The sequence below is a fragment of the Ruegeria sp. BG3 genome (assembly GCF_056538485.1).
Map to the genome: position 1 here is coordinate 260,094 of NZ_JBQFTE010000006.1, position 14,664 is coordinate 274,757.

At 57.8% G+C, this 14,664-nt stretch carries 17 protein-coding genes, 2 tRNA genes and 1 pseudogene; 7 read left to right on the forward strand and 13 right to left on the reverse strand.

The features are described from left to right. Positions 1-69: 69 nt before the first annotated feature. The 5 genes from rplO to dgcN form a co-directional block, all read right to left on the reverse strand. The gene (rplO, locus tag ACR0AI_RS11705) at positions 70-543 is read right to left on the reverse strand and encodes a 50S ribosomal protein L15 (RefSeq protein WP_170377635.1); all 474 of its coding nucleotides are present in this window, start codon (positions 541-543) and stop codon (positions 70-72) included. A 205-nt stretch (positions 544-748) separates the two neighbouring features. Further along, positions 749-964 (reverse strand): DUF1127 domain-containing protein, encoded by a 216-nt coding sequence (locus tag ACR0AI_RS11710; protein ID WP_480673855.1) that lies wholly within the window; start codon positions 962-964, stop codon positions 749-751. Positions 965-1,319: 355 nt separating this feature from the next. Beyond that, on the reverse strand, positions 1,320-2,180 hold the full coding sequence (locus ACR0AI_RS11715) for a D-amino-acid transaminase (RefSeq protein WP_480673853.1): 861 nt from the start codon (positions 2,178-2,180) through the stop codon (positions 1,320-1,322). A gap of 10 nt (positions 2,181-2,190) precedes the next feature. Continuing rightward, the gene (gene dgcA / locus ACR0AI_RS11720) at positions 2,191-3,156 is read right to left on the reverse strand and encodes an N-acetyl-D-Glu racemase DgcA (RefSeq protein WP_480673851.1); all 966 of its coding nucleotides are present in this window, start codon (positions 3,154-3,156) and stop codon (positions 2,191-2,193) included. 66 nt (positions 3,157-3,222) lie between these two features. Then, positions 3,223-4,224, reverse strand: coding sequence for an N-acetyltransferase DgcN (dgcN, locus tag ACR0AI_RS11725; RefSeq protein WP_170691032.1), 1,002 nt, complete (start codon positions 4,222-4,224; stop codon positions 3,223-3,225). A gap of 296 nt (positions 4,225-4,520) precedes the next feature. Here dgcN and ACR0AI_RS11730 point away from each other — a divergent pair, with 296 nt between their 5' ends. Next, entirely contained in the window at positions 4,521-5,483 is a 963-nt protein-coding gene (locus ACR0AI_RS11730; RefSeq protein WP_170377624.1) for an L-malyl-CoA/beta-methylmalyl-CoA lyase, read from the forward strand. Positions 5,484-5,536: 53 nt separating this feature from the next. Here ACR0AI_RS11730 and ACR0AI_RS11735 read toward each other — a convergent pair whose 3' ends face one another. Next, on the reverse strand, positions 5,537-6,115 hold the full coding sequence (locus ACR0AI_RS11735) for a PA14 domain-containing protein (RefSeq protein WP_480673848.1): 579 nt from the start codon (positions 6,113-6,115) through the stop codon (positions 5,537-5,539). 107 nt (positions 6,116-6,222) lie between these two features. Then, positions 6,223-6,675, reverse strand: a complete 453-nt coding sequence (locus ACR0AI_RS11740; RefSeq protein ID WP_480673846.1) for an Lrp/AsnC family transcriptional regulator — start codon at positions 6,673-6,675, stop codon at positions 6,223-6,225. Positions 6,676-6,748: 73 nt separating this feature from the next. On the opposite strand from ACR0AI_RS11740, the gene ACR0AI_RS11745 reads away from it, so the two are divergent. Beyond that, positions 6,749-7,345: a LysE family translocator gene (locus ACR0AI_RS11745; protein WP_480673844.1), complete on the forward strand. Its 597-nt coding sequence runs from the start codon at positions 6,749-6,751 to the stop codon at positions 7,343-7,345. Here the strand turns inward: ACR0AI_RS11745 and ACR0AI_RS11750 are convergent, their stop codons facing one another. Next, positions 7,346-8,179, reverse strand: coding sequence for an AraC family transcriptional regulator (locus ACR0AI_RS11750; RefSeq protein ID WP_480673842.1), 834 nt, complete (start codon positions 8,177-8,179; stop codon positions 7,346-7,348). 123 nt (positions 8,180-8,302) lie between these two features. Here ACR0AI_RS11750 and ACR0AI_RS11755 point away from each other — a divergent pair, with 123 nt between their 5' ends. After that, a complete protein-coding gene (locus ACR0AI_RS11755) occupies positions 8,303-9,265 on the forward strand; it encodes an acetyl-CoA carboxylase carboxyltransferase subunit alpha (RefSeq protein ID WP_170659867.1) in 963 nt (320 codons plus the stop codon). 4 nt (positions 9,266-9,269) lie between these two features. Here ACR0AI_RS11755 and ACR0AI_RS11760 read toward each other — a convergent pair whose 3' ends face one another. The 3 genes from ACR0AI_RS11760 to ACR0AI_RS11770 form a co-directional block, all read right to left on the reverse strand. Continuing rightward, positions 9,270-10,400, reverse strand: a complete 1,131-nt coding sequence (locus ACR0AI_RS11760; RefSeq protein WP_480673840.1) for a lytic murein transglycosylase — start codon at positions 10,398-10,400, stop codon at positions 9,270-9,272. A gap of 210 nt (positions 10,401-10,610) precedes the next feature. Then, positions 10,611-11,258 (reverse strand): GntR family transcriptional regulator, encoded by a 648-nt coding sequence (locus tag ACR0AI_RS11765; RefSeq protein WP_170377611.1) that lies wholly within the window; start codon positions 11,256-11,258, stop codon positions 10,611-10,613. Between the two features lie 30 nt (positions 11,259-11,288). Continuing rightward, positions 11,289-11,984: a M48 family metallopeptidase gene (locus tag ACR0AI_RS11770; protein WP_480673838.1), complete on the reverse strand. Its 696-nt coding sequence runs from the start codon at positions 11,982-11,984 to the stop codon at positions 11,289-11,291. 100 nt (positions 11,985-12,084) lie between these two features. Here ACR0AI_RS11770 and ACR0AI_RS11775 point away from each other — a divergent pair, with 100 nt between their 5' ends. The 3 genes from ACR0AI_RS11775 (at position 12,085) to ACR0AI_RS11785 (ending at position 13,095) form a co-directional block, all read left to right on the forward strand. Beyond that, on the forward strand, positions 12,085-12,411 hold the full coding sequence (locus ACR0AI_RS11775; RefSeq protein WP_170377607.1) for a TIGR02300 family protein: 327 nt from the start codon (positions 12,085-12,087) through the stop codon (positions 12,409-12,411). A gap of 140 nt (positions 12,412-12,551) precedes the next feature. Then, a tRNA-Ala gene (locus tag ACR0AI_RS11780) sits at positions 12,552-12,627 on the forward strand. 258 nt (positions 12,628-12,885) lie between these two features. After that, positions 12,886-13,095, forward strand: a complete 210-nt coding sequence (locus tag ACR0AI_RS11785; protein ID WP_480673836.1) for a DUF1194 domain-containing protein — start codon at positions 12,886-12,888, stop codon at positions 13,093-13,095. 206 nt (positions 13,096-13,301) lie between these two features. On the opposite strand, the gene ACR0AI_RS11790 is transcribed toward ACR0AI_RS11785, so the two are convergent. Beyond that, positions 13,302-13,376 (reverse strand) — tRNA-Gln (locus ACR0AI_RS11790). 242 nt (positions 13,377-13,618) lie between these two features. Here ACR0AI_RS11790 and ACR0AI_RS11795 point away from each other — a divergent pair. Further along, positions 13,619-13,873: pseudogene (locus tag ACR0AI_RS11795) on the forward strand (integrase core domain-containing protein); the annotation flags it as partial. A 140-nt stretch (positions 13,874-14,013) separates the two neighbouring features. On the opposite strand, the gene ACR0AI_RS11800 reads toward ACR0AI_RS11795, so the two are convergent. After that, on the reverse strand, positions 14,014-14,316 hold the full coding sequence (locus ACR0AI_RS11800) for a hypothetical protein (RefSeq protein WP_480673834.1): 303 nt from the start codon (positions 14,314-14,316) through the stop codon (positions 14,014-14,016). Positions 14,317-14,664: the final 348 nt, after the last annotated feature.

Consider the following 14,664-nt stretch of genomic DNA (forward strand, 5'->3'; position numbering starts at 1 on the left):
TCCGGCTCGGGCGGCGTCTGGGAAAACTTAGTGCTCTATGTAAGCGGGTCTTCGCCCGCTCACAAGCGCTTACTCTGCCGCAGCAGCTTTTGTGACCGTCAGAGAGCCGCCCGCTTTTTCAACTGCCTCAACGGCAGCTTTCGAAGCACCGGTCACTTCGAGGTTCAGCTTGGCGCTAACTTCGCCTTTGGCCAGAACGCGGATACCGTCCAGCTTGCGACGAACCAGCCCCGAGGCAACCAGTGCGTCCTCGGTGATCGCAGCTTTGGCGTCCAGCTTGCCGGCGTCGACGAATTTCTGGATCAGGCCCAGGTTGATAACGGCGAATTCCTTGCGGTTCGGCTTGTTGAAGCCACGCTTGGGAAGACGCTGGTACAGCGGCATCTGGCCGCCTTCGTAGCCGTTGATGGCCACACCCGAACGGGATTTCTGACCTTTGATACCACGGCCACCCATTTTACCCTTGCCGGAGCCCGGACCACGGCCAACGCGGGTCCGTTTCGGTGCGGCGCCTGGGTTATCGCGCAATTCGTTCAGTTTCATATCGCTTCTCCTAAGCCGGATGTGACCCCGAAGCGTGATGGGCCAAACACGGCGTTTCTTGGTTTTGATTCTCGTGGACGCAATGCCACCGGGGCGCTCTACAGCTTTGTGGCTCTCGTTGCAAGTGGCGCGTGAATGCGCAGCCCGCCAAACGCAAAAGAGACGCCCCAAAGGGCGCCTCTTCGCGTGTGAGTGGTGGGGTAGTTCAGCCGCAGTAAGCGTGCTTGTGCGCAATATCAGCGATATCGCAGCGACGGACTCCGATATCGTCCAGCTCGCGATTGCTGAGCCGCTGCAGTTCGGAGTAGGTCCGCTGGTATTCCGCCGCGCGAGCCCGCGCGACTTTGATGCGTTCAATAAGTGCGGAAATGCGTGCGCCGAAATTGAAGGTCGAGGGGGTGAGTGTTGCAGTATGTGCCATTTTCTTTCCTTTCAGACCGAAGCGTATTCCCCGGCAAATTTTGTGTTCCTTTTGGATACAGCGAGCAGATAGGAAGAGGTCATGCGGCCAACAACGCCAGTTACGGTCTAGCCGCTATGCAAGGCGGACATATCCGACACAGATTGGAAAGCGTTCGGCGCAAAAACCCCTGAAATGACCAGCCGACCTTACTAACCATGCAATTCGCGCAGGATAGCTTCAGAGTACAGGGAAATCGTGGATCGGGTCAGAACTCAGAGCGATTAAAGCTCTTGCACGGATTGGTTGGCCCGACCTACGGCCAACCAATGTGTATTATTCAGAGCCTTACCCAAAAGGCCCTGATACAGCGCGCTTAAATGGCTGCCTTGCGGCTTTCGTCCAGATAGATCTCGCGCAGACGTTTGGCGATTGGGCCAGGGGTGCCATCGCCCAGCGCCACGCCATCAATCTCAACCACCGGCATGACAAAGGCGCTGGCCGAGGTGGTGAAGGCCTCATCTGCCTCTTTCGCTTCGTCGATAGTGAATAGGCGTTCCTCGACCTCCATCTGCGCCTCGGCAGCCATGCGCAGAACGGCCTTGCGGGTGATACCATGCAGGATCTCATTCGACAGCGGGCGGGTGACGATCTTGCCGTTCTTCACGAAATAGGCGTTGTTGCTGGTGCCCTCGGTGACATAACCGCCTTCGATCATCCACGCATCATCACACCCGGCAGCCTTGGCCATCATCTTGCCCATCGACGGGTAGAGCAGCTGCACGGTCTTAATGTCACGGCGCCCCCAACGGATGTCCTCGATCGAGATGATCTTGGCGCCTTTTTGCGCCGCAGGGCTATCCGCCAGACCTGGCTTGTTCTGTGTGAACAGAACCAGCGTCGGCTTGGTGTCGGCGGAGGGGAACACAAAATCCCGGTCCCCATCGCTGCCGCGCGAGACCTGCAGATAGACCAGACCTTCGTCAATCCCGTTCAACTCGACCAGCTTGCGGTGGATCTCCAGCAGTTCATCCTTGGTGCAGGGCTCAGCCATCTGCAGTTCGTCCAACGAACGTTTCAGGCGCACCGCGTGGCCCTCAAAGTCAATCAGCTTGCCATCCAGAACGCTGGTCACCTCATAGACGGCATCTGCCATCAGGAAACCACGGTCAAAAATGGATACCTTGGCCTCGGTCTCGGGCAGGTATTCGCCATTCACATAAACGGTGCGGGTCATGTCACTCTCCTCAGCCCCAAAGTGCCGCACTGGGCGGATGCACTCCGGCGTCGTCAAAAATCAGCGGGTTGTTGCGGTCTTCGGCCAACAGAAGCGGGCCGTCAAGGTCTGTCACCATCGCACCCTGCGCCAGCAATGTAGCAGGGGCCATGGCCAGAGAGCTGCCGACCATACAGCCGACCATGACTTTGTAGCCCTCAGCCAACGCCGCCTCACGCAGCAGCAAAGCCTCAGTCAGACCACCGGTCTTGTCGAGCTTGATGTTCACCACATCATATTTGCCCTTCAATTTGGGCAGGCTGGCCCGGTCATGGCAGGATTCGTCAGCACAGACAGGCACCGGACGTTCCATACCGACCAGCGCGTCGTCCTCGCCTGCGGGCAGCGGTTGTTCGACCAGTTCAACACCCAGCCGCACCAGATGAGGTGCCAGATCCGAATAGACCTCAGCCGACCAACCTTCGTTGGCATCAACAATAATCTTGGATTTTGGCGCGCCTGCACGCACGGCCTCCAACCGGGGCATGTCGTCCGGTGTGCCCAGCTTGATCTTCAAAAGCGGCCGATGCGCGTTTTCTTCTGCCTGCTTCCGCATCGCCTCGGGCGTCGCCAAAGACAGGGTATAGGCGGTGATTTCAGGCCCCGGAACCGGCAGACCGGCCAGGTCCCAAACGCGTTTGCCCGCTCGCTTACACTCCAGATCCCAAAGAGCGCAGTCCACGGCGTTCCGCGCGGCCCCGGCGGACAGCAGGTCCATCAGCGATTGCCGCGTGAACTCGGCAGGCAGCGCCGCGATTTCAGCTTCGACCGACTCAAGCGTCTCATCATAGCGCGCATAAGGCACGCATTCGCCCCAGCCCTGATGAGTTCCGTCCGAGACTCGAACCGTCAGAACTTTTGCTTCGGTCCGCGACCCGCGCGAGATGGTGAACACCTGCGCCAGCCGAAACACATCACGAGAGACCTCAACCTGCACGCGCCCGCTCCTTCATCTTTTCAAAAATACGCCCGCCGGAGGCGATCCTCCGGCGGGTTTCTTTGATCACAGAGCGGACAGAGCATCCACCAGTTTTCCGGCACCGAAGCGGTAAGGGTCAGTAGTGGGCAGGCCCATCTCTTCCTCGACCTTGGCCAGGTAGGCCGTGGCCTCATCCTCGCTGAGGTGCTGGGTGTTGACCGAAACGCCAACAACCTGACACGCCGGATTGCCAACCCGTGCAAGCGGCAGGGCCGTGTCGCGCAGCTGCTGCAGCGTCGGCAGCGAATACTCGGGCAGGCCGCGCATATGGGTCCGTGTCGGCTCATGGCACAGGATCAGCGCATCGGGCTGACCGCCATGGACCAGCGCCATGGTGACGCCCGAATAGGACACGTGATACAAAGAGCCCTGCCCCTCAATGTGATCCCAGTGATCTTCATCATTATCGGGCGTCAGGTATTCGACCGCACCTGCCATGAAATCCGCAACAACTGCGTCGAGCGGAACACCTTGGCCGGTGATCAGAATACCGGTCTGACCCGTGGCGCGGAAGGTGGATTTCATGCCGCGCTTGCGCATCTCGGCATCCATCGACATCGCCGTATACATCTTACCCGCTGAGCAATCGGTGCCGACAGCCAGGCAACGCTTGCCGCTGCGTTTCTTGCCGTTTGCGATTGGGTATCCAACGGTTGGCACCCGCACATCGTGCAGAGTGCAACCGTGGGTCTGGGCCGCCGCAACCAGATCGCCTTCGTCTCGCAGCAGGTTGTGCAGGCCAGACGCGATGTCGTAGCCCATTTCGAGCGCCTCGATCAGAACGGTTTTCCAGGCCTCGCTGATCACGCCGCCGCGATTGGCGACACCGATAACCAGCGTCTTCGCGCCGGCCTCTTTGGCCTCGGCCAAGGTCATGTCGGTCATACCCAGATCGGCCTTGCAGCCTTCCATGCGGTACTGGCCTACAGCGTTTTCCGGACGCCAGTCACGGATGCCGATGGCAACTTTGGCAGCCAACTGGTCAGGCGCATCGCCCAAAAACAACAGATACGGTGTCTCGATCATTGCATCGCACTCCTTTGATACCGCGCCAAACTAAAGAACCACGTGAACGAGCGTTTCGCGAATTTTCACTACATACGTCCTCTCACCAATATTTTTTCGCGCGTTTTGACGTTTGGTCGCAAAATTCTTCGAAGTTTTTAAACTGAACAAACTTTAAGCACCCGCGAACTGCGCCTTGCGCAAGAAATGCTGCGTGCGCATTGCCGCATCTGCACAATGACCCTTGCGCCGCATTGCGCAATTTAATATCCCGAACGAGAACCAAAACGTAACTTCATTACTCTTGCGAGGTCCCGATGAGTTTCCGCATCCAACCCGCCGCTCCGGCGCGGCCAAACCGTTGCCAGTTGTTCGGCCCCGGCTCGAACACAAAGCTGTTCCCCAAAATGGCGGCCTCCGCTGCGGATGTGATCAATCTGGACCTTGAGGATTCGGTTGCACCCTCTGACAAGGACATCGCCCGCGCCAATGTCATCGAGGCGCTGAACACCGTCGATTGGGGCAACAAATACATGTCCGTGCGGATCAACGGGTTGGATACGCCCTATTGGTACCGCGATGTGGTGGACGTACTGGAACAGGCCGGAGACCGCCTTGACCAGATCATGATCCCCAAGGTCGGCTGCGCAGCAGATGTCTACGCCGTCGACGCTCTGGTCACCGCGATCGAGCGCGCCAAGGGTCGGAGCAAGCCGATCTCGTTCGAAGTGATCATCGAATCCGCTGCTGGTATTGCCCATGTCGAGGAAATTGCAGCCTCATCGCCCCGGATGCAGGCGATGAGCTTGGGTGCTGCGGATTTCGCCGCTTCCATGGGCATGCAGACCACTGGGATCGGCGGCACTCAAGAGAATTACTACATGCTACGCGAAGGTGAAAAGCATTGGTCAGACCCATGGCATTGGGCGCAAGCGGCCATCGTCGCAGCGTGCCGCACCCATGGCGTTCTGCCGGTCGACGGACCCTTTGGTGACTTCAGCGACGATGAGGGCTATATCGCACAGGCCAAACGCTCGGCCACTTTGGGTATGGTCGGCAAATGGGCGATTCATCCCAAGCAGATCGCGCTGGCCAATCAGGTCTTCACCCCGTCGGACGAGGCTGTCTCCGAGGCCCGCGAAATCCTGGCCGCGATGGAACAGGCCAAGGCCAATGGTGAAGGGGCCACTGTCTACAAAGGCCGTCTGGTAGACATCGCGTCGATCAAGCAAGCCGAGGTCATCGTAGCGCAATCCGAATTGATCGCAGCGAACGGCTAAACCAAAAATGAAAGAGCGCCAATTTGGCGCTCTTCCTACCGCAGTTTCTGCCTTCAGCGGCCGAATGCGCTATCAGGTGTCCAAGTAAAGTCTTCGCCCTGCTTGCCCCATTTCATCATCAAACAAGAGGTGCCGAGCTTCTGGAAGTAGACGATGTTAAGTGGATACCATCCGGCTTTTGGAACCTCGACTTCGGTTCTTTGGTTGGCCTCGCAACCCTGAATGCCCCTTACAAACCCGATTTGTTGCCCCCCGACAAATGCCTCGAGCCCATCATTGGACCAGGTTTCAAGCTCATAAATGCCTGGGGAATCAAAGCGAATGTAGCCGTTGATATCAGCCACGACGTTGACGGATTCACCGAAAGTCAGAACAGGGTCACCCTTGTTAGTGTCTCGGTAGTCCAATCCAAGCAGAGGTGTGCCGACCTCAGCGTTAGGCAATAGGGACTTGGCGTGGCTCAGATCGCGAATTTTGCGCTGCGTTCCGTTCCATGCATATTTCACATTAAGGCCGGATTGCACATTGCCAGGTTGCGGGTTAGCCGGTTCCAGCTTGAGCGGCGCCGCCCCGACGTATCCAGCAAGAATGGTGAGCGCGGACGCGATCAACCCAATTTGAAGATGGTTCATAGTGGTCTCCCAGTATACGCGCCCATTTTGTCTTGGGCGTCTTTGCCAAAGACCCTAAGACCTGAGCTTTTACCTCGCAAGGGTGTGATGCCAGCGCGAAAGGCAAGCTACGCTCTCAAATCCTTGGGTGACCCCATCACCACATATGACGTGATCGACGTGACATGGGGCAGTGTTCCCAGCACATCGGTGTGAAACACCTTGTACGAAGGAAGGTCCGCGCACTCCACACGCAACAGATATTCGATCTTACCGGTGATATTGTGGCATTCCACCACTTCGGGCGCGCGCTGCAAGGCCCGTTCAAAGCCTTCCTGAGCAGCCTTTGTATGTTCTCCCAGACCAACGCCGATATAGGCGACAAACCCCTTGCCCAGCGCGTTCGGGTCCAGAACAGCGCGGTAACCGGTGATGACCCCGGCCTTCTCCAACTCTTGCACGCGGCGCAAACAGGCCGAGGGAGATAGCCCAACACGATCTGCCAGTTCAAGATTGCTGATGCGCCCGTCCGTCGAGAGTTCGCGCAATATTTCGCGGTTTATTCGATCAATCTTAGTCATTAATTGCCAAAATAGATCATTCACGCACAATAACGCAATTTCATTTGCGCCATGTGGGGTAAACATCCCCCGCATGACCTACGACATCCTTCTGGCCCTGATCGCCTTTGCCTTCGTCTCGTCCATTACGCCGGGACCGAACAACCTGATGCTGATGGCATCTGGCGCCAATTTCGGCTTTCGGCGTACAATTCCCCATATGTTGGGTATCGGGCTTGGCTTCACCTTCATGGTGCTGCTGGTTGGCGCGGGTCTGGTGCAGGTTTTCAACCAATACCCCGTCAGCTACACGGTGCTGAAGGCGGCCTCGGTCGCGTATCTGTTGTATCTGGCATGGAAGATTGCGCATGCCGCACCGGCCGAGAATGGCGCTGACGTGGGCACGCCGATGAGTTTTCTACAGGCCGCCGCCTTTCAATGGGTCAACCCAAAGGCCTGGGCTATGGCGCTGACCGCGACAACGGCTTATGCGCCGGGTCAGACTCTCAATGTCATCATCATCGTTGCGCTTGTGTTCGGAGCGGTCAACTTGCCCTCAGTCAGCACCTGGACGGTCCTGGGGCAGCAAATGGCGCGGCTCCTGACGAATCCGCGCCGGTTGGTGGTGTTCAACTGGACAATGGCAGCCCTGCTTGTGGCCTCGCTCTATCCGGTATTGTGGCCGAGCTGATCACTTCAACGGCAGGCAGATCTCGGTCAACAGATCCTCGGGCGCAGTTTCGCGCGGATCGTTGAGGTAGATCTCATAGCAGGGTTGATCTGCGGGCTCTTCCCCTGATTCAGGCAGCCAGTTTCCAAAAAGACTGTGGTAGGCGGCCTCCAAGCCAGAATAGGGTCCCTTGTAAGTTAACACCGCCGTCTTTCCCCCGGCGATCTGCACGTCCACCATCCCATCGGGGGTACCTTCCCCACGGAATTCGGCCCCGGCATAGCTGCGCAACTGATCCTCTGGCACCTCATCCGGGCTGTCAAAGTAGATACCAAGCACAGGGCCAACCTGCGGCCAAAGCTGACGGGATTCGCACAGTGCGCCGAACGCTTCAAAGCTTTTGCCAATTTCGGAATATGCGCCTTTGTGCGGCAAGGCGATCACGCGGCGGGCGGGTTCGGTTCGGGTGGTCACGGGATGCATCGGATATCCTCCGGTTTTGAAGTTTGGATGGGCTGGCAGAAACTGACCGGCTTTGCGAAAGGCCGCGGGGCTGCTGCCATAGGCCTCGGTAAAGGCCCGGATGAAAGAGTTCGGGTTGGGGTAGCCAACGGAATGCGCAACCTGCGACACCGAAGTGTCTGACCGGACCAGTTGGACCGCCGCACGGTGCAGCCGTATCCGACGCACCGCCTGGGCGCAGGTCTCGCCCGTCAATGCGCGGAAAACGCGGTGCCAATGGAACCGCGACATCGCGGCGATATCAGCCAGCGCATCCAGTGACAAATCCCCATCGGGGTGATCGTGGATATAGGTCAGCACCCGCAGGATGCGGTCCTCGTAACTGGTTGCCATTTGGCATCCCTTCCTTCTCTCTGCCCAATCGTGGTCGCATAATCGGCTCTCACAAATCTTGCTGAGTTGCATCCCAAGCGACCACGCGTCATATAGCAGGGAACTTCCGCGTTGAGAGGCGTCATGACCCAGTATCTGGATTTCGAAAAACCGCTGGCCGAGATCGAAGGCAAAGCAGAAGAGCTGCGCGCCTTGGCCCGCGCCAATGAAGAGATGGATGTGGCCGAAGAAGCCTCAGCTCTGGATGCTAAAGCCGCCAAGCTGCTGGATGAGCTTTATGCCGATCTGACCCCATGGCGGAAATGTCAGGTCGCGCGTCACCCCGAGCGCCCCCATTGTCAGGACTATGTCAAAGAGCTTTTCACCGAGTTCACGCCGCTGGCCGGGGATCGCAACTTCGCCGACGATCTGGCTGTGATCGGCGGGTTGGCCCGGTTTAACGATCAGCCGGTGATGGTGATCGGACATGAGAAAGGCTCTGACACCAAATCGCGTATCGAGCGGAATTTCGGCATGGCCCGCCCTGAAGGCTACCGCAAAGCCGTCCGCCTGATGGAGATGGCCGGGCGGTTTGGTCTGCCGGTCGTGACCCTGATCGACACCGCAGGGGCCTACCCCGGCAAGGGCGCAGAGGAGCGCGGTCAGTCCGAAGCGATTGCCCGGTCGACCGAGATGTGCCTGAAAATCGGAGTGCCTCTGGTTTCGGTCATCATCGGTGAAGGTGGCTCTGGCGGGGCTGTGGCCTTTGCCACCGCGAACCGCGTCGCGATGCTGGAGCATTCAGTCTATTCGGTGATCTCACCCGAAGGCTGTGCCTCGATTCTTTGGAAAGACGCCGAGAAGATGCGTGAGGCCGCCGAGGCACTGCGCCTGACCGCGCAGGACCTTTACAATTTGGGTGTCTGCGATCGCATCATCACCGAACCAAAAGGCGGCGCCCATCGCGATCGTCCGGCTGCAATTGAATCGGTCCGTTCCGCCATTGCGGCCATGCTGAAAGAGCTGGACGGTAAGGATGCGGCGGCCCTGATCAAGGATCGCCGTCAGAAGTTCCTGGATATCGGCTCAAAAGGGCTGGCGGCGTAAACCGTTAGCCGCCCAATTGGCGCAACAGCTCGACCGAAGGCTTTCCGGTTACGGCCAAGCCATTGGCGCGCTGATAGCCGCTGATCGCGGCCTCAGATTTCTTGCCGATCACCCCGTCTGCGCCCTCGGTATCGAATCCGGCCGAGGTCAGGCGGCGTTGCAGCTCTTTGCGGTCTTCCAGAGTGAGCCCTGTTTCATCCGGTCCGAACGATGCCTTGAACGGCACGCCGCCGGCGATCCTGTCGGAAAGATGGCCCACGCCGATCGCGTAGCTGTCCGAGTTGTTATAGCGTTTAATCACGTTGAAATTGCGGAACACGGCGATCTTTGGGCCGGGAACCTGCGGCTGCAAGACCGCGACGGGCGTGCCGGAAACGGTGCCGACCTCTCCGCCCCAGGGCTGACCACGCACCCAACCCGCGCGCGACAGATAGGCAGCGGTTGAAGCCAGTGAGTCCGACGGATCCTCGGACCAGATATCGCGTCGCCCATCACCGGTGAAATCGACCGCATAAGCCAGATACGAGGTCGGAATGAACTGCGTATGCCCCATCGCGCCCGCCCAGCTGCCGGTCATGTTGTCCGCCGAGGTGTCGCCCGCCTGAATAATCTGTAAGGCCGCGATCAATTGCTTTTCGAAAAACGCACCGCGCCGCCCGTCATAGGCCAAGGTCGAGGTTGCCGAGATCACCGGCACATCACCGCGGCGCGCGCCATAGCGGCTTTCCAGCCCCCATACGGCCACGACGACCTCTTTGTCGACGCCATATTGCGCCTCGATCTGCGACAGAACACCGTTATGGCGTTGCAGCATCTTTTTACCGGTACTGATCCGCTCATCCGAGGCAGCGATGGCCAAATAGTCCTCAAGCGAGCGTTTGAACTCGACCTGATTGCGGTCCCGTTCGATCACGCCGGGCAGATAGCCTGCCCCCTGAAAAGCGCGGTTCAGCGTGGATTGTGAGATGCCCTGCGAAGAAGCGCGGGATTTGAAACCCGCCACCCAGGCATCGTAACCCGCATTGGAAACCGGCTGCATTCGGGATGCAGGCGCGCGCGCCGGAATGGTCGCATCACTGCACGCCGCCAAAAACGCCGCACCGAGGCCGAGTGAAAAACTGCGTCTATTGATCATGACTGAAATCTGCTCTGGTTTGTGATTTGCCCCAGCGTAACGCAGTCCGCGCCCGCAAACCAGAACGACTGACCCCTTCGGTCGCCGACTGGGCAGGTCGGCAATTGGCCGCCTAAAGCATTTTGCGTTTCACTTTAGGAAGGACCATCGAATTGCGCGTCGACCCTAGGGCGAGGCAACGTATTTCGATTCAAATCAACGCAAAGCGATCTAACTGACCAGCAACCGCAAGCCCTGTGTCACGTCCGAACGGACCGCGAGGCGCAGGCCCGGCTCGTCGCCCGCCTTCAGCGCAGCGATGATCAGTTTGTGGTAATGCGGTGGCTCGGTACGCCGAAGACGACCATAAAGCGCGCGCATGGTCGGGCCAAGCTGCAGCCAAACAGTTTCCGCCATGGCCAGCATCGCAGGCGCCTGCGCACGCAGGTAAAGCGTTCGATGAAATTCCAGGTTCGTTCGGATATAGCCCACCGCATCGCGCTTGGTCACCATCTCGGCGACGTTCATATTGATGCTTTGCAATCGGTCGATCAGCGCCATATGCGCCCGAGGCAAGGCACGGCTAGCCAGTTCAACCTCCAACAGCGCCCTCAGGGCTGCCAGCTCTTCAATTCGGTCATTTGTCAACTCAGGCGTCGAGACGCGCCCCGATGACGACAAAAACAATGCGCCCTCTGCCGCCAGTCGGCGCACCGCTTCGCGCGCAGGCGTCATCGAGACACCGAATTCCTTGCCGATCCCCCTGAGGGTCAAAGCTTCGCCCGGCGCAATCTCTCCGTGCAGAATACGCGATCTCAGGGTGCGATAGACCCGATCATGCGTCGCGATACTCGAGTCCGTGGGCCGTGTCGTTATCATGCCCTCATGTGATCACAAAATTCGGTGACGTCAACTCGCTGACCCGTCAAATCGGAACCGATGTAACACAGCTCCGTTGTCTCTCAGCCAGCGACGCGGGGTATCGTAGGGGCCAAAAATACGCTCCACCTGCGCCCAGAAGGCCGGAGAGTGGTTCATCTCGGCCAGATGCGCCACCTCATGCGCAGCGACATAATGCAGAACCTCGGGCGGGGCGAGAATCAAGCGCCATGAGAACATCAACCTGCCGTGGGAACTGCACGACCCCCAGCGCGACCGCGTGTCCCGCAGCGACAGGGTCGTGTAGGACCGGCCCAGAATGGCCGCGTAGTCATCACAGGCCCCGCTCAGACGATCCCGCGCAAGTTCCTTGAGGAAGCGAGCCAATCGACGTCCCTCAGCCCCGGCCGGGACGGCCACCGTGTCCGCGCCCAACTGAACGCGCCGACCGGTTGCCGGGACGATTCGGCGTTCAACGCCTTCGACCGGGATCAGGCCGCCGACGCGAACGTCTTCCCTCTCAGGCTGGCCCGCCAGATTCTGGCGGATCCAATCTTCCTTGCTGCGCGCGAAGTTCAACGCCTCAACCTCGGGCACGCCGTTTGGATAAGTCAGGGTAACCCGCCCGTCCAATTGAGAAATCCGCAGACTGATCCGCCGCGCCCGCGCGGATTTGCGCAGCGTCAGCGGCACTGGCGGCCTGCCCGGCAAAGCGTGTTCCCCCATATCCCGTCCTCTTCCGCGCAAAGGCTTTGACAGCACCCGCCGCCTGTGGCAGGTGAACTGAATCTTTTAGACGACTCACCTGATATCAAGGGGATTTGACATGCCCAAGGAAGAATGGGGCGTAAAGCGCGTTTGTCCGACCACCGGTAAGCGGTTTTATGACCTGAACAAAGACCCGATCGTCAGCCCCTACACGGGCGAGATCGTGGAACTTGAAACCGGCAAGAGCCGGATGATCGCCGCCGATGCCGAGGACGCAGCGACCAAGAAAGCGCGCGAAAACGCATCCGAGGATGATCTGGTTCTGGATGATGACGACAATGTCGACGTCGATCTGGATGATGATCTGCTGGATGATGACGACGATGGCAACGATGATGTTTCGCTGGACGACATCAAGGACATGTCGTCAGAAGACGAAAACTGATCCGAAACGGGGGCGGCCAGTGGCCGCCCTTTTTCGTTGCGCGAGGCGACGCATAGTTTTTTGTAGATTTCAAAATTTGCTCTTGCACTCATGCGCGCTGTCTCATAAACGTCCGCCCACTGCTTCGGCAGTACCTGGAAGGGGCCTTAGCTCAGTTGGGAGAGCGCTTGCATGGCATGCAAGAGGTCAGGGGTTCGACTCCCCTAGGCTCCACCAAAACCTAACAATACAACTAGATAGCAAGCATTGGAGCGGTGTGACACACAGGTGTGACACAAAATGAAGCTGCATGCGTATCGCTCACTGTCCCGACACGGCATCTACTACTTCCGTTGGCCACTGCCCGACACAAGACCAAAACCCCACACTAGACCAAGCACCACACGTAGGACCCTTCGGGTGTCTTTGCGTACAAGATGCCCTAAGGGGAGTCAGTGGCACCTCGATGATCTTGATGTCTAGTACGAGAACTGTGTGACGGGTGGACTTGGGTCGTTCGTAATCCCGGTGCTTGACTGGCAAGGCTTTGCCGAAGCCGTACGTCGAAAAATGGTACTGGAAATTGGGTCAGCGCCAGCAACAGGAGAGGTTATGAAGGCGCAGTACACCTCACCCTCAGACTATGACTACCTGATTGGCGAGAAGATCTGCGAACGGATCCAACAAATCTGGAGCGAACCCTAGAGGCGGCCTTTGCATTAACCACCCGAGGCTCGACACAAAAAGCCAGCAGCAATTATCTGAGGAAAGCTAGTGTTCTGCGCTTTCAATAGAAATGCACAAATGATGGTAGATCTTCGACACAGCGTGAGTAGACAAACTTATTGACATCGATTTGCACAAACCGAATGAAATTTGCACGCTTATGGTTAATTAGCATCCGGAAAAGGTGGCTGGGGTGGTAGGATTCGAACCTACGATACACGGTACCAAAAACCGCTGCCTTACCACTTGGCTACACCCCATCGATGAGCGGCTGTCTACGATTGTTGCAGACAGGGTTCAAGAGGTTTCAGCTAAAAAAGTGGGCCCTCTTGAAAAAATTTTGGCCGCGCTTGCTGCTGCGTCTGCGGCGGGATTCCTTTGGCCTGTTTTCGATACCGATATTGCCACGTATCTTTACCGGATTGAACAAGCCAAGGCACGAAGGCCCCTAGGCTCATAGAACCTTTGAATGCAAATTCGTTCTGACAATGTCACCTATACTGCCGTCGGAGAGCAGGCGGCTTCCATTGAACTTAGGAGCCCACGGGAGAACGGATATTGCGAAAGCTTCAATGGCCGATTTAGGGGCGAGCCACTCAACGGCGAAATCGTCTAAAGCCTGCGCAATGCACAAATCCTGATCGAACAACGGAGGAGACACTACAACACAAAACGCCTTCACAGTGCGTTTGGGCCATCGCCCGAAACAATCAAACCGATGGAACTCAGACCAAAAATGTACCTACAATCAATTTAGACAAGTCAGATGGCGCTGCTTACTAAACAGTGGCGCCCTTTCCGGACGGCTTCAAGGGCCATGCAGCGTAAGAAGCAGCGTGGTTGCGGATACGGACCCGTGAACCGAATGTGAAAAGCCTGTTTTCCGCGTGTTCAACCTTACTCTCTAACACTTTCTTTTGATTCCTTGCCCAAAAAGTCTGATGGCCGAAATGCGCAATGAAAATTGAGGGACGAATGGATGTTGAACCTTGCTTTGACCTTTTCAGCTACTTCAGTTTGGGTTGCCGTTGGTTTCTTGTCAGGGTTTTCAATTATTTTTGACTTGAAGAAACTTTTGGCAGATGCACGAGGCATCAACCCCGAACTCCGCTGCAGTGTAGGCATTTCAGCTAGAAAGCGAAGAAGCTGACGGTTATCCGCAGCAACGGTTTCGCAGTTGCCTAAAGGTGCATATAACACGTCGAGCGGCCTCCTCCTGCGGGCCGCGAACGACCGCCACTACATCCGACAAACGCCAACGCGAATGCTTGGATTGCTCTTTGAGGGTATCTAGGGATGCCCTATTCAGCCGCTCGACATCATGCAGTTCGCCAACGCGATAGTGGACCGCAAAAGCACCGAGGACTATCGCGCCCGGATAGATACGGCCGAGCGTTGTCGGAATGATCGGTAAGGTCTTGGCCGTCGCCGCTATCAATGAACTGACGCCCCACCTTTTCGACACCAAGAAAATGGCTAGCGCTACGGAGGACACACCCGCTCGCAAGCACTGGGATGCGATCCTAGAACCGCACCAGATGGGCCTGT

What these genes read in the sequence shown, in the direction of transcription:
- ACR0AI_RS11735 (WP_480673848.1), bottom strand. Translation starts at nt 6,115, where the DNA reads ATGAACCATCTTCAAATTGGGTTGATCGCGTCCGCGCTCACCATTCTT.
- ACR0AI_RS11770 (WP_480673838.1), bottom strand. Translation starts at nt 11,984, where the DNA reads ATGGGGGAACACGCTTTGCCGGGCAGGCCGCCAGTGCCGCTGACGCTG.
- ACR0AI_RS11760 (WP_480673840.1), bottom strand. Translation starts at nt 10,400, where the DNA reads ATGATCAATAGACGCAGTTTTTCACTCGGCCTCGGTGCGGCGTTTTTG.
- ACR0AI_RS11740 (WP_480673846.1), bottom strand. Translation starts at nt 6,675, where the DNA reads ATGACTAAGATTGATCGAATAAACCGCGAAATATTGCGCGAACTCTCG.
- ACR0AI_RS11765 (WP_170377611.1), bottom strand. Translation starts at nt 11,258, where the DNA reads ATGATAACGACACGGCCCACGGACTCGAGTATCGCGACGCATGATCGG.
- ACR0AI_RS11755 (WP_170659867.1), top strand. Translation starts at nt 8,303, where the DNA reads ATGACCCAGTATCTGGATTTCGAAAAACCGCTGGCCGAGATCGAAGGC.
- ACR0AI_RS11730 (WP_170377624.1), top strand. Translation starts at nt 4,521, where the DNA reads ATGAGTTTCCGCATCCAACCCGCCGCTCCGGCGCGGCCAAACCGTTGC.
- ACR0AI_RS11775 (WP_170377607.1), top strand. Translation starts at nt 12,085, where the DNA reads ATGCCCAAGGAAGAATGGGGCGTAAAGCGCGTTTGTCCGACCACCGGT.
- ACR0AI_RS11745 (WP_480673844.1), top strand. Translation starts at nt 6,749, where the DNA reads ATGACCTACGACATCCTTCTGGCCCTGATCGCCTTTGCCTTCGTCTCG.
- ACR0AI_RS11710 (WP_480673855.1), bottom strand. Translation starts at nt 964, where the DNA reads ATGGCACATACTGCAACACTCACCCCCTCGACCTTCAATTTCGGCGCA.
- rplO (WP_170377635.1), bottom strand. Translation starts at nt 543, where the DNA reads ATGAAACTGAACGAATTGCGCGATAACCCAGGCGCCGCACCGAAACGG.
- ACR0AI_RS11715 (WP_480673853.1), bottom strand. Translation starts at nt 2,180, where the DNA reads ATGACCCGCACCGTTTATGTGAATGGCGAATACCTGCCCGAGACCGAG.
- ACR0AI_RS11750 (WP_480673842.1), bottom strand. Translation starts at nt 8,179, where the DNA reads ATGGCAACCAGTTACGAGGACCGCATCCTGCGGGTGCTGACCTATATC.
- dgcN (WP_170691032.1), bottom strand. Translation starts at nt 4,224, where the DNA reads ATGATCGAGACACCGTATCTGTTGTTTTTGGGCGATGCGCCTGACCAG.